18 protein-coding genes are annotated in these 18803 nt (G+C 61.9%); 4 read left to right on the top strand and 14 right to left on the bottom strand.

Annotated elements, in window-relative coordinates; genetic code table 11:
• Nucleotides 1-196: 196 nt before the first annotated feature.
• The 11 genes from pcaC to pcaR form a co-directional block, all read right to left on the bottom strand.
• Entirely contained in the window at nucleotides 197-589 is a 393-nt protein-coding gene (pcaC, locus tag B0E42_RS06745) for a 4-carboxymuconolactone decarboxylase (protein ID WP_014336968.1), read from the bottom strand.
• Nucleotides 590-599: 10 nt separating this feature from the next.
• On the bottom strand, nucleotides 600-1400 hold the full coding sequence (gene pcaD / locus B0E42_RS06740) for a 3-oxoadipate enol-lactonase (RefSeq protein WP_053186107.1): 801 nt from the start codon (nucleotides 1398-1400) through the stop codon (nucleotides 600-602).
• A 12-nt stretch (nucleotides 1401-1412) separates the two neighbouring features.
• Complete coding sequence (locus B0E42_RS06735) at nucleotides 1413-2777, bottom strand: 3-carboxy-cis,cis-muconate cycloisomerase (RefSeq protein ID WP_053178379.1); 1365 nt, start codon at nucleotides 2775-2777, stop codon at nucleotides 1413-1415.
• A 44-nt stretch (nucleotides 2778-2821) separates the two neighbouring features.
• On the bottom strand, nucleotides 2822-4117 hold the full coding sequence (locus B0E42_RS06730; RefSeq protein ID WP_018610920.1) for an MFS family transporter: 1296 nt from the start codon (nucleotides 4115-4117) through the stop codon (nucleotides 2822-2824).
• 197 nt (nucleotides 4118-4314) lie between these two features.
• Complete coding sequence (gene pcaG, locus B0E42_RS06725; protein ID WP_018610921.1) at nucleotides 4315-4881, bottom strand: protocatechuate 3,4-dioxygenase subunit alpha; 567 nt, start codon at nucleotides 4879-4881, stop codon at nucleotides 4315-4317.
• Nucleotide 4882: 1 nt separating this feature from the next.
• Nucleotides 4883-5587 carry a protocatechuate 3,4-dioxygenase subunit beta gene (gene pcaH, locus B0E42_RS06720; RefSeq protein ID WP_077506060.1) on the bottom strand — a complete coding sequence of 235 codons (705 nt, stop codon included), beginning with the start codon at nucleotides 5585-5587 and terminating at the stop codon, nucleotides 4883-4885.
• A 37-nt stretch (nucleotides 5588-5624) separates the two neighbouring features.
• Nucleotides 5625-6830 carry a 3-oxoadipyl-CoA thiolase gene (gene pcaF / locus B0E42_RS06715; protein ID WP_174553540.1) on the bottom strand — a complete coding sequence of 402 codons (1206 nt, stop codon included), beginning with the start codon at nucleotides 6828-6830 and terminating at the stop codon, nucleotides 5625-5627.
• Nucleotides 6827-7606: a CoA-transferase subunit beta gene (locus B0E42_RS06710; RefSeq protein ID WP_077506059.1), complete on the bottom strand. Its 780-nt coding sequence runs from the start codon at nucleotides 7604-7606 to the stop codon at nucleotides 6827-6829. The genes pcaF and B0E42_RS06710 overlap by 4 nt, the downstream gene beginning before the upstream one ends.
• Nucleotides 7603-8463 (bottom strand): CoA transferase subunit A, encoded by an 861-nt coding sequence (locus B0E42_RS06705; protein ID WP_003198638.1) that lies wholly within the window; start codon nucleotides 8461-8463, stop codon nucleotides 7603-7605. The genes B0E42_RS06710 and B0E42_RS06705 overlap by 4 nt, the downstream gene beginning before the upstream one ends.
• A 292-nt stretch (nucleotides 8464-8755) precedes the next feature.
• The gene (locus tag B0E42_RS06700; protein ID WP_024619584.1) at nucleotides 8756-10102 is read right to left on the bottom strand and encodes an MFS transporter; all 1347 of its coding nucleotides are present in this window, start codon (nucleotides 10100-10102) and stop codon (nucleotides 8756-8758) included.
• Between the two features lie 140 nt (nucleotides 10103-10242).
• The gene (gene pcaR, locus B0E42_RS06695; protein ID WP_003184507.1) at nucleotides 10243-11085 is read right to left on the bottom strand and encodes a pca regulon transcriptional regulator PcaR; all 843 of its coding nucleotides are present in this window, start codon (nucleotides 11083-11085) and stop codon (nucleotides 10243-10245) included.
• Between the two features lie 580 nt (nucleotides 11086-11665).
• Here pcaR and B0E42_RS06690 point away from each other — a divergent pair.
• Together B0E42_RS06690 and B0E42_RS06685 are read left to right on the top strand one after the other, a co-directional pair.
• A complete protein-coding gene (locus tag B0E42_RS06690) occupies nucleotides 11666-11866 on the top strand; it encodes a hypothetical protein (RefSeq protein ID WP_003184509.1) in 201 nt (66 codons plus the stop codon).
• 365 nt (nucleotides 11867-12231) lie between these two features.
• Entirely contained in the window at nucleotides 12232-13707 is a 1476-nt protein-coding gene (locus B0E42_RS06685) for an inorganic phosphate transporter (RefSeq protein WP_018610931.1), read from the top strand.
• Between the two features lie 253 nt (nucleotides 13708-13960).
• Here B0E42_RS06685 and ccoM read toward each other — a convergent pair whose 3' ends face one another.
• The 3 genes from ccoM to B0E42_RS06680 form a co-directional block, all read right to left on the bottom strand.
• Nucleotides 13961-14077, bottom strand: a complete 117-nt coding sequence (ccoM, locus tag B0E42_RS31640; RefSeq protein WP_018610934.1) for a cytochrome c oxidase subunit CcoM — start codon at nucleotides 14075-14077, stop codon at nucleotides 13961-13963.
• Nucleotides 14078-14221: 144 nt separating this feature from the next.
• The gene (locus B0E42_RS31035; RefSeq protein WP_003198631.1) at nucleotides 14222-14383 is read right to left on the bottom strand and encodes a hypothetical protein; all 162 of its coding nucleotides are present in this window, start codon (nucleotides 14381-14383) and stop codon (nucleotides 14222-14224) included.
• A gap of 94 nt (nucleotides 14384-14477) precedes the next feature.
• Nucleotides 14478-14819 carry a hypothetical protein gene (locus tag B0E42_RS06680; protein ID WP_014336958.1) on the bottom strand — a complete coding sequence of 114 codons (342 nt, stop codon included), beginning with the start codon at nucleotides 14817-14819 and terminating at the stop codon, nucleotides 14478-14480.
• Nucleotides 14820-15048: 229 nt separating this feature from the next.
• On the opposite strand from B0E42_RS06680, the gene rapA reads away from it, so the two are divergent.
• Together rapA and B0E42_RS31030 are read left to right on the top strand one after the other, a co-directional pair.
• Nucleotides 15049-17895 carry an RNA polymerase-associated protein RapA gene (gene rapA, locus B0E42_RS06675; RefSeq protein ID WP_018610940.1) on the top strand — a complete coding sequence of 949 codons (2847 nt, stop codon included), beginning with the start codon at nucleotides 15049-15051 and terminating at the stop codon, nucleotides 17893-17895.
• Between the two features lie 214 nt (nucleotides 17896-18109).
• Nucleotides 18110-18250 (top strand): hypothetical protein, encoded by a 141-nt coding sequence (locus B0E42_RS31030; RefSeq protein WP_156331344.1) that lies wholly within the window; start codon nucleotides 18110-18112, stop codon nucleotides 18248-18250.
• Nucleotides 18251-18803 lie beyond the last annotated feature (553 nt).

The following is an 18803-nucleotide window of genomic DNA, read 5'->3' as shown; positions in this document are numbered from 1 at the left end:
CGTCATCGCGAGCAGGCTCGCTCCCACAGGGGGATCAGTGCCGAGCACAAAATTTGTGCTCACTGAAAATCCAGTGTGGGAGCAAAGCTTGCTCGCGATCGCGGTGGGTCAGTGGCATTTCTGGTGAGTGTGGCATTGCATCGCGAGCAAGCTTTGCTCCCACAGTATTGACTCCCACAGGGATTGGCGGTGGTTCTCAAGCCCGCGATTCGACGCCCAATTCATCCCACACCGACTCGGCCAGGTGGAAGGTGGCGTTGGCCGCCGGGATGCCGCAGTAGATGGCGCTCTGCATGATCACTTCCTTGATCTCGCTGCGGCTCACGCCGTTGTTGGCGGCGGCGCGCAGGTGCAGCTTGAGTTCTTCGTTGCGGTTCATGCCGATCAGCATGGCAATGGTGATCAGGCTGCGAGTATGGCGCGGCAGGCCCGGGCGGGTCCAGATGTCGCCCCAGGCGTGACGGGTGATCATCTCCTGGAATTCGCTGTTGAACTCGGTCAGGGCATTGAGGCTGCGATCGACGTGGGCATCGCCCAGCACCGCGCGGCGTACTTGCATGCCTTCGTCGTAACGTTGTTTCTCGTCCACAAAAAACTCCTCAGGCACGGCCAGAATCAAGCAGGAAATCCAGGACCCGCGCGCTGAACGCGGCGCCGGCCTGGACGTTGGACAGGTGCGCGGCGTAGAACTCGGCGTACTCGGCCCCACGGACCCGCTCCTGGATAAAGTGCCCACCCGACGGCGGCGTCACCGCATCTTCAGTGCCGGCGATCACCAGCAGCGGTACGCGAATCGACGACAACTGCTCGCGGAAATCGGCATCACGCACCGCCGCACAGTTGGCGGCATAGCCCTGAGGCGAAGTGGCGGCGAGCATGTCGGTGATTTTTTTTGCCGTCGCAGGCTGGGCCTCGGCAAAGTCAGGAGTAAACCAACGGGCAATCGAGGCATCGCGCAACGCCACCATCGCCGCCTTACCGTCACGCAGCACGGTTTCGATGCGCGGGTTCCACACCGACGGATCGCCGATCTTGGCGGCGGTGTTGCACACCACCAGTTTGTGCAGGCGCTCGCCGGCGTTGATCCCCAGCCACTGGCCGATCAAACCGCCCATGGACAAGCCACAGAAATGCACTTTGTCGAGGTTCAAGGCATCAAGCATCGCCAGCACATCGCGGCCCAGTTGTTCGATGCTGTACGGTCCTTCGGTGACCAGCGACTGGCCATGGCCGCGCGTGTCGAAGCGCAGCACACGAAAGTGTTCGCTGAAGGCCGCGACCTGCTCGTCCCACATGTGCAGATCGGTGCCCAGGGAATTGGAGAGCACCAACACAGGGGCGTCTTGCGGCCCATCAAAACGATAGTTCAGATCGCCCTCGGCGAGTTTGACGAATCCCACAACAATCTCCTTTCAGGCGTTCAAGGCAAGGTGTTCAGCCACGGCCCGGGCGACCCAGGTCTGGGCTTGTCCGAGGTAGTGCGCCGGGTCGAGCAGATGATCAAGCTCGGTCGCGGATAGCTGCGCAGTGACCTGAGGTTCATCCCCCAGCACATCACGCAAATGCCGTTGCTCGGCCACGGCACGCTTGCAACATTGCTCCAGCAGATGGTGCGCCGTGTCGCGTCCCACACGCTGGGCCAGGACGATGCTCACCGCTTCGGCCAGCACCAATCCCTGGGTCAGTTCCAGGTTGCGGGCCATGCGCGCCGCGTCCACTTCCAGCCCTTCGGCCAGCAGCCGCGCCTGTTGCAAGGCACCGGACACCAGGCAGCAGATCTCCGGCAGGGTTTCCCATTCGGCGTGCCACAGGCCCAGGCTGCGCTCGTGTTCCTGGGGCATGGCGCTGAACAGCGTCGACAACAAGCCAGGCACTCGCGTCGCCGCACCGATCAGCACCGCCGCGCCCACCGGGTTGCGCTTGTGCGGCATGGTCGACGAACCGCCCTTGCCCGGCGCCGACGGCTCGAACGCTTCACCTGCCTCGGTCTGCATCAACAGGCTGACGTCGCGGCCCAGCTTACCCAGGCTGCCAGCGATCAAACCCAGCACTGCGCCGAACTCCACCAAACGATCGCGCTGGGTGTGCCACGGTTGTTCCGGCAGGTTCAGTTGCAACTCGGCGGCCAGGGCTTCGGCGATGGGTAGCGCCTGTTCGCCCAACGCGGCGAGCGTTCCCGAGGCACCGCCGAATTGCAGTACCAGCAAGCGTGGCTTGAGTTCTTTCAAACGTTGGCGACTGCGAGTGATCGCCCCCAGCCAACCGGCGATTTTCATGCCCAGAGTCACCGGCGTGGCGTGTTGCAGCCAGGTGCGCCCGGCCAACGGCGTGGCAGCGTAGCGTTCAGCTTGTCGGGCCAGGGTGACGGCCAGTTGCGCCAGCTCTGCCTCGATCAAGCCCAACGCCTGGCGCAGTTGCAGCACCAGCCCGCTGTCCATCACATCCTGGCTGGTCGCGCCCAGGTGCACATAGCGCTCGGCCTCGGCGTTCTCAGTGGCGATGCGCTTGCCTAATGCCTTGACCAACGGGATCGCCGAATTGCCGGCACTGGCAATCGCTTCGCTCAACGCGGAAAAATCGTACAGCTGGGCACGGCAGGCGTTCTCGATCGGCGCCACCGCATCCTGGGGGATCAACCCTACCCGCGCCTCGGCCCGGGCCAGCGCGGCCTCGACATCCAGCATGGCCTGGACCCGCCCCGCATCGCAGAACACCTCGCGCATGTCGCGGGCGGTGAAGTAGGCATCGAACAGCTGATTGCCCGGTCGTTCGCTCATAAACAGTCCTTGGGTGCGCCGGCCTCACGGCCGGCGCGGTTGGGTCAAAGGTCGTGGTGCAAATACGCCGGCTGCTTGGGCAGGCGCAGGCTGAACAGGAACGCCACCACCATCATCACCGTGACATACCAGTAAAAGGCGTTCTCCATGCCCTGGGCCTTCAGGCTCAAGGCAACGTACTCCGCCGAACCGCCAAAAATCGCATTGGCCACCGCGTAAGCCAACCCTACTCCCAGCGCCCGCACTTCAGGTGGAAACATTTCCGCTTTCACCAGGCCACTGATGGAGGTGTAGAAACTGACAATCGCCAGCGCCAACGTAATCAGGACAAACGCCAGGAACGGGCTGCTGATGCTTTTGAGGGTCAGCAGGATCGGCACCGTGCACAACGCTCCCAGGGCTCCGAACCAGAGCATGGAACTACGCCGGCCGATCTTGTCCGCCAACATGCCGAACAACGGCTGCATGCACATATACAGGAACAGCGCGCCGGTCATGATGTAGCTGGCGGTCTTGGCGTGCAGGCCGGCGGTGTTCACCAGGTATTTCTGCATGTAGGTGGTGAAGGTGTAGAAAATCAGCGAGCCGCCGGCGGTGTAGCCCAGCACGGTGATGAACGCAGCCTTGTGATCGCGAAACAACGCCATAATGCTGCCAGCGTCCTTGTTCTCGCGCATTTCCTTGCTGCTGGTTTCCTTCAAAGAACGCCGTAGGAACAGGGAGATCAACGCCGCCACCGCGCCCACCACGAATGGAATCCGCCAGCCATAGGCACGCAGTTCGTCTTCGCTGAGGAACTGTTGCAGGATCACCACCAGCGACACCGCCAGCAATTGCCCGCCGATCAGCGTCACGTACTGGAACGAGGCGAAAAAGCCGCGTTGGCCCTTGAGGGCGACTTCGCTCATGTAGGTGGCGGTGGTGCCATATTCGCCACCCACCGACAGGCCCTGCAGCAAACGCGCAAACAACAGCAACAGCGGCGCCCAGACGCCGATGTCCTTGTAGGTGGGCAGGCAGGCGATGAGCAACGAGCCAAAGCACATCATCAGCACCGAGATCATCATCGAGTTCTTGCGCCCGTGACGGTCCGCCACCCGGCCAAAAATCCAGCCGCCGATGGGCCGCATCAGGAACCCGGCGGCGAACACACCGGCCGTGTTGACCAGTTGCACCGTAGGGTTGTCCGAAGGGAAGAACGCCGGCGCGAAATAAATCGCACAGAACGCATAGACGTAAAAGTCGAACCATTCGACCAGGTTGCCGGATGAGGCGCCGACGATGGCGAAGATGCGCTTGCTGCGTTCTTCACCGGTGTAATGGCTGATTGGGATGGCCATGGATTACTCACTCGTTGGGGACTGACGAAGTTCTAGACACACTTAGTAACAATCCCGTTCCACAGTATTGCATTGCCTGGACTGACGCTATCGCGGGCAAGCCTTGCTCCCACAGGGGTTGTTGCCATTGCTCAACCACATGTCGTGTACCCCTGTGGGAGCAAGGCTTGCCCGCGATGGCTCCACGATTGGCTCACTCAGTAATCGAAGAACACCGTCTCGGCATCCGTGCCCTGCAGGATCACGTTCCACTGATACACGCCCGACGCATCGGGCTTGCTCACGATCGTGGCGCGACGCTCCTCAGGTACGCAGGCCAGCAGCGGGTCGGTTTCGTTGGCCTGTTCGCCGTCGAAGTAGATGCGCGTCAGCAAATGCTTGACCAGCCCGCGAGCGAACACCAGCACCACCAGGTGCGGTGCCTGGGTCGTACCGTTCAACCCTGGCACAGTGCCCGGCTTGATGGTGGTGAAGCGGAAGCGCCCTTCGGCATCCACCGGCACCCGGCCGAAACCTTCGAAGTGCGGGTCCAGGGGTTTGTCCTGGTCGTCTTCCGGGTGGGCGTATTTGCCGGCGGCGTTGGCCTGCCAGACTTCCAGCATCGCGTCGTTGACGAACTGGCCATTGCCGTCGACCACCTGCCCGGTGATCGCCACGCGCTGGCCGAGGGTTTGTGTGACGGTCAGGTCTTCGCGGTTCAGCCAGGTCAGGCCGATGTGGTAGTACGGGCCAACGGTGTGGGACGTGGTGGCGGTGAGCGTCATCTTATTTCTCCATCGGCGTGGCATCGCGGCCGCGCAAGACGATGTCCCAGCGGTAACCGAGGGCGTAGTGAGGGACGGTTTTTTCCAGGTCGAAACGGGCGATCAGGCGTTCCTTGGCACGGGTGTCTGGCACGCAGTTGTAGATCGGGTCGTATTCGAGCAACGGATCGCCCGGAAAATACATCTGCGTCACCAGGCGCGTCAGAATGCTCGGCCCGAACAGTGAGAAATGGATGTGCGCCGGGCGCCAGGCGTTGTGGTGGTTGCCCCACGGATAGGCGCCAGGCTTGATGGTCTGGAACTGATACCAGCCGTCGGCGTCGGTGACGGTACGACCGGTGCCGGTGAAATTCGGGTCCAGCGGCGCGTCATGGTTGTCGCGGTCGTGGTTGTAGCGACCGGCGGCGTTGGCCTGCCAGATCTCCACCAGAATGCCCGGCACCGGCCGGCCATTCTCATCCAGCACGCGCCCGTGGATGATGATCCGCTCCCCCAGCGGCTCGCCGGCATGCTGGGCGGTCAGGTCGTGGTCCTTCTCTTGCACGCGGTCGGCACCGACAGTCGGGCCGGTAATTTCCGACAGCGAATGCGGCAGGAACACCAACGGCTTGGACGGCGAGCGCAGGTTGGTGGACTGGTACGGCGGGTGCAGATACTCCGGCTGGGTGCCCGCTTGGGGGCGACGATAACCAGGCTTGTCAGTCATGAAGCATTCCTCGGTTTCTTATTAGTAGAACGACGCGTCAGACGCGTTCGATCGCCAGCGCCAGCCCTTGGCCGACGCCGACGCACATGGTCGCCAGGCCTTTCTTGCCGCCGGTCTTTTCCAGATGGTGCAGCGCCGTCAGTACCAAGCGCGCCCCGCTCATGCCCAGGGGATGGCCGAGGGCGATGGCGCCGCCGTTCGGGTTGACCTGGGGCGCATCGTCCGCCAGGCCGAGGTCGCGCAACACCGCCAGGCCCTGGCTGGCAAACGCTTCATTGAGTTCGATCACATCGAAATCCGCGACCGCCAGGCCCAGGCGCTCAATGAGCTTGCGCACCGCCGGCACCGGACCGACGCCCATCACTCGGGGCGCCACGCCGGCACTGGCCATGCCCAGCACTTTGCCGCGCGGCGTCAGGCCGTGTTTCTTCACCGCTTCGGCCGACGCCAGGATCAGTGCAGCCGCGCCGTCGTTGACACCCGAGGCGTTGCCGGCAGTGACGGTCTTGTCGGGGCCGTTGACCGGTTTGAGTTTGCTCAAGGTTTCCAGCGTGGTATCGGCGCGAGGATGCTCATCCTGCTCGACCACGGTTTCGCCTTTTTTATGGGTGATGCGCACCGGAACGATTTCTTCGGCAAAAAAACCCGCCGCCTGGGCCGCCGCCGTGCGCTGTTGGCTGCGCAAGGCGAAGGCGTCCTGGTCGACGCGGGATACGGCGTAGTCATCAGCCACGTTATCGGCGGTCTGCGGCATCGCGTCCACGCCATATTGGGCTTTCATCAATGGGTTGATGAAACGCCAGCCGATGGTGGTGTCTTCCAGCTTCATGTTGCGGGAAAACGCCGCGTCGGCCTTGCCCATTACGAACGGCGCACGGGACATCGACTCCACGCCGCCAGCGATGGCCAGTTCCATTTCACCACTGGCGATGGCGCGGAACGCGGTGCCGATGGCGTCCATGCCCGAGGCGCAAAGACGGTTGAGGGTCACGCCGGGAATGCTTTCCGGCAGGCCCGCCAACAGCAGCGCCATGCGCGCCACGTTGCGGTTGTCTTCGCCGGCCTGGTTGGCGCAGCCGAGAAACACTTCGTCCACCGCGCTCCAGTCCACCGATGGGTTGCGCTCCATCAGCGCCTTGATCGGCACGGCCGCCAGGTCGTCGGCACGCACGGCGGACAAACCGCCGCCAAACCGACCGATGGGGGTTCGAATCGCATCACAGATATAAACGTCGCGCATCAGGCTTCTCCCGGTGCCTGGCCGTGGGCCGCCGCGGTACGAGCTTCCAGGTCGCGCAGTGCGCGCAGCTCCACTTCGGTCGGTTCGGCGGTGGTTTGCACCTGGACGGCGAAACGGATCGCCCACCCGGTGGCCGCAATGACTTGCTCGCGGGTCACGCCGGGGTGCAGCGCGGTGACCACGAACTCATGGGTGTCGGCTTCCGGTTCCATGATGCACAAGTCGGTGATGATACCGACGGGACCGGCGCCTGGCAGGCCCAGGCGTTTGCGTGAATCGCCGCCTTCACCATGGCCGACCGAAGTGATGAAATCCAGCTTGTCGACAAACGAGCGAGCCGACTGCTTGAGGATGATCAACACGCTCTTGGCAGAGCCGGCGATTTCCGGCGCGCCGCCGGCACCCGGCAAGCGGACTTTCGGCTGATGGTAGTCGCCCACCACCGTGGTGTTGATGTTGCCGAAACGGTCGACCTGGGCGGCGCCGAGGAAACCGACGTCGATACGCCCGCCCTGCAGCCAATAGCGAAAAATCTCACCGGTCGGGACGACGGTATCGGCGGTTTCTGCCAGCTCACCGTCACCGATGGACAGTGGCAGTACGCTGGGCTTGGCACCGATCGGGCCGGATTCGTAGATCAACACGACGTCCGGCGACGAGGTCAGCCGCGCCAGGTTGGCCGCTTTCGACGGCAGGCCGATGCCAACGAAGCACACGGCATTGTTCTTCAAGCGACGCGCCGCGGCGACGGTCATCATTTCGTTGGTGGAGTAAGTCATGGTTTCACCTGCGAAGCGGCTGCCAGTCTGGCCTGGAATTCACTGAAGTCTTTAGTGCCATGGATGTATTCGTTGATCCAGGCGGTAAAGGTCTCACGGTCCCGGGCGATCGGATCCCACGCCTGGTAGAAACGGTTGTCACGCTCGGTGTAGCCGTGGGCGTAGGACGGATGGGCGCCACCCGGCACCAGGCACACGGCGCTCAATGCCCAGGTCGGCAGTACGCAAGCATTCATCGGTGCGTTCAGGTCGTCGACGATTTCTTCCACGGTGACGATGCAACGCTTGGCGGCCAGGGCGGCTTCTTTCTGCACACCGAGGATGCCCCACAGCAGCACGTTGCCCTTGCGGTCGGCTTTCTGGGCGTGGATCACCGTGATGTCCGGGCGCACCGAAGGTACAGCGGCCAATACTTCACCGGTGAAGGGACAGGTCACGCTCTTGATCAGCGGGTTGACCTTCGGCAGGTCGGAACCGGCGTAGGCCCGCAGCACCGCGAACGGCAGGCCGGAGGCGCCGGCGACGTAGGCGTTGGCCAGGTCGGCGTGGCTGTGTTCCTCGATCTCCAGCGGGTGTGGCCATTGTTTCTCCACGGCATCGCGCAAGCGGTGCAACGACCCTACGCCAGGGTTGCCGCCCCAGGAGAAAATCAACTTGCGAGCACAACCGGCGCCGATCAACTGGTCATAGATCAGGTCAGGCGTCATGCGCACCAGGGTCAGATCTTTCTTGCCCTGACGAATGATTTCATGACCCGCCGCAGTAGGAATCAGGTGAGTGAAGCCTTCGAGCGCGACGGTATCGCCGTCGTTGACGAATTGCTTCACCGCGTCGTGCAGCGAAAGGATTTCAGCCATGGGGCAGGCTCCCGTTTTCCAGTAGACCGACATGAAGAAAAAGGCGCGAGGTTAAGCGCCGGAGTGACTGAAGATTAAGCCTGGGGGAAAAGCCAAACAATCCGATAATCGACTGAGTGTTCGTTTATCGAACAGATTGTTGTTTGGCTATCTATTTGCACAAAGCCATCCTCTTGTGGGAGCGAGCCTGCTCGCGATAGCGGTGTATCAACTTGCATAAGTGTTGACTGACCCACCGCAATCGCGAGCAGGCTCGCTCCCACAGGTCTTTCACAGGCTTAAGCTTTATGGCTCAGGTCGCATCCGCATGACTGACCATGCCCTTGATCACCACCGCCGTGGTCGCCAGGGCCGCCGGGATCACCAGGGCGGTCAGGACCTGTTCGAAGTTCCAGCCCAGGCCCAGCAGGGTCGCGCCCATCCAGGCGCCGAGGATCGCGCCGAAACGACCGATGCCCAGCATCCACGAGACACCAGTGGCGCGGCCTTGGGTCGGGTAGAAACGCGCGGCCAGGGAAGGCATCGCCGATTGCGCGCCGTTGACGCACATGCCGGCCACCAGCACCAGGGTGGCGAGCAAGGTGATGTTGCCCAGGCTCTGCCCCACCGCGTAGGCAAACACCCCGGCCATCAGATAGAAAATGCCGATGACCTTGTGCGGATTGAACCGGTCCATCGCCCAACCCACCCCGACGGCGCTCAACACGCCGCCGAATTGGAACAGCGCACCGATAAACGCGGCCTGCTCCATGCTCGCGCCGCTGTCGCGCATCAGGGTCGGCAGCCAACTGGTCAACAGGTAGACGATCACCAGGCCCATGAAATAGGTCAGCCACAGCAGCAAGGTGCCAGCGCTGTAGGTGCCGGAGAAGATCACCGCCAGCACATTGCGGGCTTTCACGGTTTTCTGTTCCGGCACACTGAAACTCGCCGCTTGGGCCACCGTGTTCGGTTCGATCGGTGCCAGGGTCTTGCGCACCTTGTCGGTACCGCGATTGCGCACCACCAGATAACGCGCCGACTCCGGCAGCCAGAACAGCAACACGACCGCCAGGATCAACGGCAGGATCCCGCCAATCAGCAGCAGGCTGTGCCAACCGAACGCCGGTATCAGCTTGGCGGAGATGAACCCGCCGCCGGCCATGCCCAGGTTGAAGCCGCAGAACATGCTGGTCACCAACAGGGATTTCTTGCGTTCCGGGGTGTATTCCGAGAGCAAGGTGGTGGCGTTCGGCATCCCGGCGCCCAATCCCAGACCGGTCAGGAATCGCAGTACCAGCAATTGATCGACGTTGGTGCTGTAGGCCGACGCCAGGCTGAAGGCGCCGAACAGCAGGACCGCGCCCACCAGTACGACTTTTCGTCCGAAGCGATCAGCCAGCGGCCCTGAACCCAATGCGCCAAACACCATGCCGATCAGCGCGGCGCTCATCACCGGGCCAAGGCTGGCGCGATCGATGCCCCAGTCCTGGGACAGCGCCGGGGCGATGAAGCCCATGGCCGCTGTATCGAGGCCGTCGAGGAAAACAATCAGGAAACAAAGAATCACCACCCGCCACTGGTAGCGCGAAATGGGTTGGGCATTGATGAAGGACTGCACATCGAGGCAGTTGCCTACGGAGGTCTGGGGCTGGTTCATTTTATTTTTATTCCACGCGATAAACGCAGGCGAACGATCAGGGACCGGCGAAACCCGCCGGATGACGCTGCGCGACATTAATGAGGGCAGGCAAATACCGTCAATTCATCGCCGCCGACTGTGTGCGTTTATCGAACAGCTTAAGTGAACAGCTGCGCGCTCAAGTCGCGGCTGGCCCCCAGCAGGCCTGGCAGGAAACGCTGTTCCAGCTCATTGCGGCTGACCCGCCCGGCATGGGTACTGACATTCAGCGCCGCGACCACCTGGCCGGAAGCGTCGTACACCGGCACGGCAATCGAACGCAGGCCCTGTTCCAGTTCCTGGTCGACGATGCACCAGCCTTGCTGCCGTACCTGTTGCAGGCATTCGAGCAATGCCTCGGGGGTGTGCAAGGTGCGGCTGGTCTTGGCTTGCAGGTCGGCGTGGTCGAGGTAGTCGCGCAGCGAAGCATCATCCAGGGCCGCCAGGAGAATCCTGCCCATTGAGGTGCAGTAGGCTGGCAGGCGCCCGCCGACCGACAGATCGACCGAAATCAGGCGCTGGGTGGTGGCTGACCGGGCGATATAGAGGATGTCGTCGCCTTCGAGCGTGGCCATGTTGCAGGCTTCGTGCAATTGCTCGCTCATGCGGTCCAGGTACGGCTGGGCAGAGACAGCCAAAGGCGTCGAGGACAGATAGGCGTGCCCCAGGGTCAGCACTTTGGGCAGCAGCGAATAGGTGCGTCCGTCCGTGGTGGCGTAACCAAGCTTGATCAAGGTATGCAGGCAACGTCTGACGGCCGCGCGAGGGATTTCCGTGCGATGGCTGATCTGGGCGATGGTCAGGTGCCGCTTGCGCTCCTGGAAGGCCTGGACCACAGCCAATCCGCGGGCCAGGGAGGTCATGAAATCAGGATCGCCGGTCAGGGCCTGGATCCGTTTGGCCGGCGAGGCGACGATCGGTGGCGCGACTGAAGTGAAAGCATTGCGCAATTGGTCGTTCATGTCTGGTCCTTCCCCGGGAATGACGGCTATTACAAGCGGCGGCCCGACGGACAGACAAGGGTCGGACCGTCAACAGTGTTCGATTATCGAACCAGCAACCGATAATCGCAATCCTGCCAGGTATCATGGATTCGCCAGCCGTCGAACGCTCGATAACAAGTTGGGCGATAGTGACAAGCGATTTGACGGAAGGGGTGGCCGATATTGAACTTGTCGCCTTGAAGGGCATCAGGATACCGGCACTAGCAAGCATCTTCTGAAACCTGATTGACACAAGTTTTCACATACAAACATCCATTCACACAAACAACAGGCCCTTTGAATTTTTCCCGATAGTGTTATTCAGCTGGACCGCTATAATGCAACTCAGCGACGGTACGGCCAATCGACCGCTTCCGTACGCCGGCACCTTTGGTTAATACCGTGGCGCCCGAAGCACCTCTAGGGTCGCTTCCCCTGTATTGGCAACAACACGAAGCCCTGATGCTACGTCAGCTGTCAGCTCTGGTGCCGTGGCCGTCTGCATGTTCTGCATGCAGTGCGTATCACCAGATTCAATTTCAATTAATTAGGTAAAACTGTGACGAAAGACGAACTGCGCGCGGAACTTGAGCGCCAGGAACAACGTTACAAGGAAGTTTACGGCGGGGAAGTCACCACCTACGCCGCGCAACCTGAACCGGAACGCAAACCCTGGCGCAAGCGCGCCACCGTTCAGGACCAGGCCTTCACCCAGGAACTCCAGAAAATGGAAAAAGAACTCAAAGCCGAAGAGCAATGACGCTCTGGGCCTGATGTTCTTGTGAAGAGGTCTCCGGCCACCACCCAGACCGGAAACCGTAGTGCACGCCCGCCATGAGCGGGCCGCCATCCGCTCCCGTCCGACGGCAGGGAAGGGTCATGGCCGACCTCCTTTTCAGATATTTCATACAACCGCGTGAGGCGTCTGTCAGTGGGCGGCGATCCTGTTCGGGTGCGCTTTGCGCCACCTAATCAAAGGGTTACGCACCCCGCGGAAAACCTCGCTCCGGCGGCTTTCCTACAAATTATTTCGTTGAAGAATGTTACCGATGAGCAGGCAATGCATCGATTACCGAGGTTTTCTGGCATAATCGCGCCCCCTTACGACCGGGTCAGAAAACCTTCATGATCGATTTATTCAGCGGACTGGATGCTTGGGTGCTTGTGAGCCTCTTGCTCGCCCTGGCTTTTGTCCTCGCCTTCGAGTTCATCAACGGCTTTCATGACACCGCTAACGCGGTTGCCACTGTTATCTACACCAAAGCCATGCCGCCTCATCTGGCGGTGTTCTTTTCCGGTGTGTTCAATTTCCTCGGCGTGCTGCTGGGTGGCGTGGGGGTGGCGTACGCCATCGTTCACCTGCTGCCCGTGGAACTGCTGATCAATGTGAACACCGGACACGGGCTGGCCATGGTGTTTTCGCTGCTCGCAGCGGCCATTACCTGGAACCTGGGCACCTGGTACTTCGGTATCCCGGCGTCCAGTTCCCACACGTTGATCGGCTCGATCCTCGGCGTGGGCCTGGCCAACGCGTTGATCAACGATATTCCGTTGGCCGACGGGGTGAACTGGCAGAAGGCGATCGATATCGGCGCCTCCCTGGTGTTCTCGCCCATGGCCGGTTTCCTGATCGCCGCCCTGGTGCTGATCAGCCTGAAATGGTGGCGTCCGCTGTCGAAGATGCACAAGACGCCGGAGCAGCGCCGCCAGATCGACGACAAGAAGCACCCGCCGTTCTGGAACCGCCTGGTGCTGGTGATCTCGGCCATGGCCGTCAGCTTTGTCCACGGCTCCAACGATGGTCAAAAAGGTATCGGCCTGATCATGCTGGTGCTGATCGGTATCGTGCCGGCGCAGTTCGTACTCGACTTGGGCAGCACCACCTACCAGATCGAGCGGACCCGTGACGCGACCCTGCACCTGAGCCAGTTCTACCAACGCAACAGCGAGTCCCTGGGTGAATACCTGGCACTGGGCAAAAGCGTGAAAGGCGATCTGCCAGAGAAGTTCCGCTGCAACCCGCAGCAGACAGAGCCGACCATCAATGCCCTGCTCGACACGCTCAAAGGCGTGGCGGACTACCATTCGCTGCCGTCGGAACGACGCATCGAGGTTCGTCGCTACCTGCTCTGCCTGGACGATACGGCGAAGAAGGTCGGCAAGCTGCCAGGCCTGGCAGCCCGTGAAAAAGACGACCTGAACAAGCTGCGCAAGGACCTGACCGCCACCACCGAATACGCCCCGTTCTGGGTGATCCTGGCAGTCGCCCTGGCGCTGGGCCTGGGCACCATGGTCGGCTGGAAGCGTGTGGTCCTGACCATCGGCGAGAAGATCGGCAAGCAAGGCATGACCTACGCCCAGGGCATGTCGGCGCAGATCACCACCGCGTGCATGATCGGCATGGCGAACATCTTCAGCCTGCCGGTTTCCACCACCCACGTCCTGTCTTCGGGCGTGGCCGGCACCATGGTCGCCAACAAGAGCGGCCTGCAAGGCGGCACCGTGCGCACCATCCTGCTGGCCTGGGTGCTGACCCTGCCGGCGACGGTGGCGCTGTCGGCCGGGCTGTTCTGGCTGGCGTCCAAGGCCCTGGGCAGCTGATTCCAGCGGCTCAAAAAAGAAGGTGCGATCCTTGCGGTTCGCACCTTTTTTTATGCCCAACGCTGAACAACTTGTGGGAGCGGGCTTGCTCGCGAAAGCGTCGGTTCAGTCAGCTATTCAGTGGCTGACATACCGCTTTCGCGAGCAAGCCCGCTCCCACAGTTGTTTTGTGTCAAACAGGGGAAATTTGCCAAAAAAAAGGGCGACCGAAGTCGCCCAAAATGCCTTGCGTGCTCGTTGTAACCGGAAAGACCTAGGGTTCTTTGCGCTTGTGTGCGTCTTTCCAGATGAATAATCCAAAGCCTGCGAAAAATACGACCATGAGGCCAACCGTCAGCACTCCGGCAAACACCACATTATCGAAAAACATGACTGGCCTCCTGGTCTTGCCCCTGTTGCGATGGGTTCAAGTTAACCAATCAGGCCTGGATGAAAATTGACCGGGGTCAATAACGCCCGCAACGGGGCGAAAAGGTGGGGAAATAACTGATCTGCATCAATGGATCGAGGGGGTTCAGCGCTTTTTCGGTTTGTTTTTCGACTTTTTCTTGGGCTTGCCCAACGGCATGGCCTGCTCGAAAGCCTGACGGACTTCATTGAGGCGTTTTTCGTTGAGGTCGTGAACGCGCTTGGCGCGTTCGGCACTGAGGTCGATCAGCTTGTCGTCTTGGCTCATGGCGTGTGGGCATCATGCAGTGAATTGCGGATGCACCCATGATGCGGGCTGTCGGCGGCGTTGACCAGCCTGCGTACGTCGGCAAACACCTGAATCAGATCTGGATATCGACCCACAAACCCTGGCGCGACTCGTCGTCTATCAGCGGCACCACCGGCACGGTGTTGTCGGCGTTGAGTTCGGTGCCCGGTACGGCCAGGTGTTCTTCAGGGTCTTCATCGGCCTCGCGGTGGCGCTTGTCGCGCTCCTGCCGGCGACGCTGCTCCTCGCGCAACAGCAACGCGGCCTCTTCCGGGTCGCGGTTTTTCAGGTCGATGGTGCTTTCGTTGGAGCTTTGCTGCACCGGGACCACGGGCGGTATGTCCGGTCGCTGGCGAACCGGATCCTGTTGAGCGGTGACGGGTACGGCGCTCAAAGGGAGCATGGGTGGCAACATAAAGGTCTCCTGTCTTCAGGTTGTCGGCTGGGAAAGTGGCAGCTTGAACCGCCGGTCCGAAACTTGTGACCCAGTTGGCATTGCAGCGATCCCCAGGGCCAAGCTTGTTTGATCGCAGGGCAAGCTTAAGTTCCGTGCCACCGGTAATGAATCAGCATACGTAAATCCTTTGGTCTGAAGGATCCTTCCGTTAAGATAACCGGCTTTTTCAAGGCGGGAGTCAGGCAGCATGGCGCAGCAGTATCAACCGGGGCAACGCTGGATCAGTGACAGCGAAGCCGAGCTGGGTTTAGGCACCGTTCTGGCACAGGACGGCCGCTTGTTGACCGTGCTCTATCCGGCCACTGGCGACACTCGCCAGTACGCGCTACGGAATGCGCCGCTCACCCGTGTACGGTTTTCGCCGGGCGATGTGATCACTCACTTCGAAGGCTGGAAAATGACCGTGCGCGAAGTCGATGACGTCGATGGGCTGCTGGTCTACCACGGCCTCAACGGGCAGAACGAAGTCGTCACCCTGCCCGAAACCCAGCTGTCGAACTTTATCCAGTTCCGCCTGGCGAGCGACCGTCTGTTCGCCGGCCAGATCGACCCACTGGCGTGGTTCTCCCTGCGCTACCACACCCTGGAACACACCAGCCGCCAGTTGCAGTCTTCGCTTTGGGGCCTGGGCGGCGTCCGTGCCCAGCCGATTGCCCACCAATTGCACATTGCCCGAGAAGTGGCCGACCGCATTGCGCCGCGGGTGTTGCTGGCGGACGAAGTGGGCCTGGGCAAGACCATCGAAGCCGGCTTGATCATCCACCGTCAGTTGCTGTCCGGCCGCGCCAACCGCGTCCTGATCCTGGTACCGGAAAACCTCCAGCACCAGTGGCTGGTGGAAATGCGCCGACGCTTCAACCTGCAGGTCGCGTTGTTCGACGAAGAACGCTTCATCGAAAGCGATGCCAGCAACCCGTTCGAAGACACGCAACTGGCCCTGGTGGCGCTGGAATGGCTGGTGGACGACGAGAAGGCCCAGGACGCGCTGTTCGCCGCCGGCTGGGACCTGATGGTGGTCGACGAGGCCCATCACCTGGTATGGCACGAAGACCAGGCCAGCCCGCAATACGCCCTGGTCGAACAACTCGCCGAGACGATCCCCGGCGTGCTGCTGCTGACCGCAACCCCGGAACAACTGGGCCAGGACAGCCACTTCGCCCGCCTGCGCCTGCTGGACCCAAATCGCTTCCACGACCTCAAGGCCTTCCGCGCCGAGAGCGAAAACTATCGCCCGGTGGCCGAAGCCGTGCAGGAGCTGCTGGACAAGGGCCGTCTCTCGCCTGAGGCCCACAAGACCATCCACGGCTTTTTGGGCAACGAAGGCGAAGCCTTGCTGACCGCCGTCAATGATGGCGATGTCGAAGCCAGTGCCCGCCTGGTACGTGAGTTGCTGGACCGCCACGGCACCGGCCGCGTGCTGTTTCGCAACACCCGCGCCGCTGTGCAGGGCTTCCCCGAGCGCAAGCTGCATGCCTACCCGCTGCCGTGCCCGGACGAATACCTCGAGCTGCCCCTGGGCGATCACCCCGAGCTGTACCCGGAAGTCAGCTTCCAGGCCCAGCCGGACGCCAGCGAAGAAGAGCGCTGGTGGCGTTTCGACCCGCGGGTCGAGTGGCTGATCGACACCCTGAAGATGCTCAAGCGCACCAAAGTACTGGTGATCTGTGCCCACGCCGAAACTGCCATGGACCTGGAAGACGCCCTGCGCGTGCGTTCCGGCATCCCGGCCACGGTGTTCCACGAAGGCATGAATATCCTGGAACGCGACCGCGCGGCGGCCTATTTCGCCGACGAAGAGTTCGGTGCCCAGGTGCTGATCTGCTCGGAAATCGGCAGTGAGGGCCGCAACTTCCAATTCGCCCATCACCTGGTGCTGTTCGATCTGCCGGCGCACCCGGACTTGCTGGAACAACGCATCGGTCGTCTGGACCGGATCGGCCAGAAACACACCATCGAACTGCACGCGCCGTACCTGGAAACCAGCCCGCAAGCGCGGCTGTTCCAGTGGTACCACGAAGCGCTGAATGCCTTCCTCAACACTTGCCCGACCGGCAACGCCTTGCAGCATCAGTTCGGCCCGCGCCTGCTGCCATTGCTGGAAGAAGCCGACGATGGCCAGTGGCAAGCGCTGATCGACGAAGCCCGCACCGAACGCGAGCGCCTGGAGGCCGAGCTGCACACCGGTCGCGACCGTTTGCTGGAGCTCAACTCCGGCGGCGCCGGTGAAGGCGATGCGCTGGTGGAAGCCATTCTCGAGCAGGACGACCAGTTCGCCCTGCCGATCTACATGGAAACCTTGTTCGACGCCTTTGGTATCGACAGCGAGGACCATTCGGAAAACGCGCTGATCCTCAAGCCGAGCGAAAAAATGCTCGACGCCAGCTTCCCGCTGGGCGACGACGAAGGCGTGACCATCACCTACGACCGCAACCAGGCACTGTCACGCGAAGACATGCAGTTCATCACCTGGGAGCACCCGATGGTGCAAGGCGGCATGGACCTGGTGCTGTCCGGGTCCATGGGCAACACCGCCGTGGCGCTGATCAAGAACAAAGCCCTCAAGCCCGGCACCGTGTTGCTGGAATTGCTCTACGTCAGTGAAGTAGTGGCTCCGCGCTCGCTGCAACTGGGCCGCTACCTGCCGCCGGCCGCCCTGCGCTGCCTGCTGGACGCCAACGGCAACGACCTGGCCGCCCGGGTCTCGTTCGAAACCTTGAACGACCAGCTCGAAAGCGTGCCCCGTGCCAGCGCCAACAAGTTCATCCAGGCCCAGCGCGACCAGCTAACGCCCCGTATCAATGCCGGCGAAGAAAAGATCGCCCCGCGTCACGCCGAACGCGTGGCCGAGGCCCAGCGTCGCCTGGCCGCCGATACCGACGAGGAACTGGCACGCCTGACCGCCCTGCAAGCGGTCAACCCGACCGTGCGCGACAGCGAACTGGTAGCCCTGCGCCAACAGCGCGAGCAAGGGCTGGCGATGCTTGAGAAGGCGGCGTTGCGTTTGGAGGCGATTCGGGTGTTGGTGGCGGGCTGAGTTTGGCGGGGGGTCCCGATATGGGTCCCCGCTGTGGTGGTTTTATCGGGTGTATATCCGTTGCTGCGGTAACGGCGGCTGGCGGTTCCGCTCTTACAGCGGCTCACTTTTGAGAAGCCCGGGAGCCGGCCCAGTCAAAAGTAAGCAAAACGCTTTTGCCCCACCACTCGGCACCTCGCTTAGGCTCGGTGTGCCCTCACTCCGGCATTGCTCCGTGGGCCGCCGCGAAGGGCCATCCATGGCCCAGCGCGGCTATCCCGGCATCCATGCCGGGTTGCCCACTCCACAATGCCTGCGTTCGGCCATCGTGGTTAACGGGGCGCCCGAGATCAACGTCCACCGCGAGGCGGCCTAGTAGCCGACCTGGCTCTCCCGGTCGTACACCCATCAGATCTGTTTGAGCAGGATCTGTGGGAGCAAAGCTTGCTCGCGATGGGGCCAGTCAGCTCAACATCCATGTGACTGAACCACCGCCATCGCGAGCAAGCTCGCTCCCACATTCAGTCTTCAGCGGACACAAAATTTATATTCAACACAGAACCACTGTGGGAGCGAGCCTGCTCGCGAAGAGGCCGGTACATCCAGCATCTTCATCGACTGTATCGCCGCCTTCGCGAGCAAGCTTTGCTCCCACAGATCTGACGGTTGTAAGACCGGGAGAACCAGGTCGGCTATTAGGCCGCCTCGGTTTTGTTTTTGATCTGGGGCGCCCCGTTAACCACGCTGGCTGAACGAAGGTATTGCGCAGTGGGCATCCCGGCATGGATGCCGGGATAGCCGCGCTGGGCCATGGATGGCCCTTCGCGGCGGGCCCACGGAGCAATGCCTTCGTTCAGGCATGCCGAGCCTAGGCGAGGCACCGAGTGGTGGGGCAGAGCGCTTTTGGTTACTTTTGGCTGGTCCGGCTC

This window comes from Pseudomonas sp. A25(2017) (assembly GCF_002001065.1).
Classification (GTDB): domain Bacteria; phylum Pseudomonadota; class Gammaproteobacteria; order Pseudomonadales; family Pseudomonadaceae; genus Aquipseudomonas; species Aquipseudomonas kilonensis.
The sequence above is the reverse complement of the archived record's forward strand: the minus strand, read 5'-3'. Positions and strand labels throughout refer to the sequence as shown.

Coding starts and splice junctions, on each gene's coding strand:
- B0E42_RS06735 (WP_053178379.1), bottom strand. CDS start 2,777: ATGAGCGAACGACCGGGCAATCAGCTGTTCGATGCCTACTTCACCGCC.
- B0E42_RS06730 (WP_018610920.1), bottom strand. CDS start 4,117: ATGGCCATCCCAATCAGCCATTACACCGGTGAAGAACGCAGCAAGCGC.
- pcaG (WP_018610921.1), bottom strand. CDS start 4,881: ATGACGCTCACCGCCACCACGTCCCACACCGTTGGCCCGTACTACCAC.
- pcaH (WP_077506060.1), bottom strand. CDS start 5,587: ATGACTGACAAGCCTGGTTATCGTCGCCCCCAAGCGGGCACCCAGCCG.
- B0E42_RS06710 (WP_077506059.1), bottom strand. CDS start 7,606: ATGACTTACTCCACCAACGAAATGATGACCGTCGCCGCGGCGCGTCGC.
- B0E42_RS06705 (WP_003198638.1), bottom strand. CDS start 8,463: ATGGCTGAAATCCTTTCGCTGCACGACGCGGTGAAGCAATTCGTCAAC.
- B0E42_RS06700 (WP_024619584.1), bottom strand. CDS start 10,102: ATGAACCAGCCCCAGACCTCCGTAGGCAACTGCCTCGATGTGCAGTCC.
- pcaR (WP_003184507.1), bottom strand. CDS start 11,085: ATGAACGACCAATTGCGCAATGCTTTCACTTCAGTCGCGCCACCGATC.
- B0E42_RS06685 (WP_018610931.1), top strand. CDS start 12,232: ATGATCGATTTATTCAGCGGACTGGATGCTTGGGTGCTTGTGAGCCTC.
- ccoM (WP_018610934.1), bottom strand. CDS start 14,077: ATGTTTTTCGATAATGTGGTGTTTGCCGGAGTGCTGACGGTTGGCCTC.
- B0E42_RS31035 (WP_003198631.1), bottom strand. CDS start 14,383: ATGAGCCAAGACGACAAGCTGATCGACCTCAGTGCCGAACGCGCCAAG.
- B0E42_RS06680 (WP_014336958.1), bottom strand. CDS start 14,819: ATGTTGCCACCCATGCTCCCTTTGAGCGCCGTACCCGTCACCGCTCAA.
- rapA (WP_018610940.1), top strand. CDS start 15,049: ATGGCGCAGCAGTATCAACCGGGGCAACGCTGGATCAGTGACAGCGAA.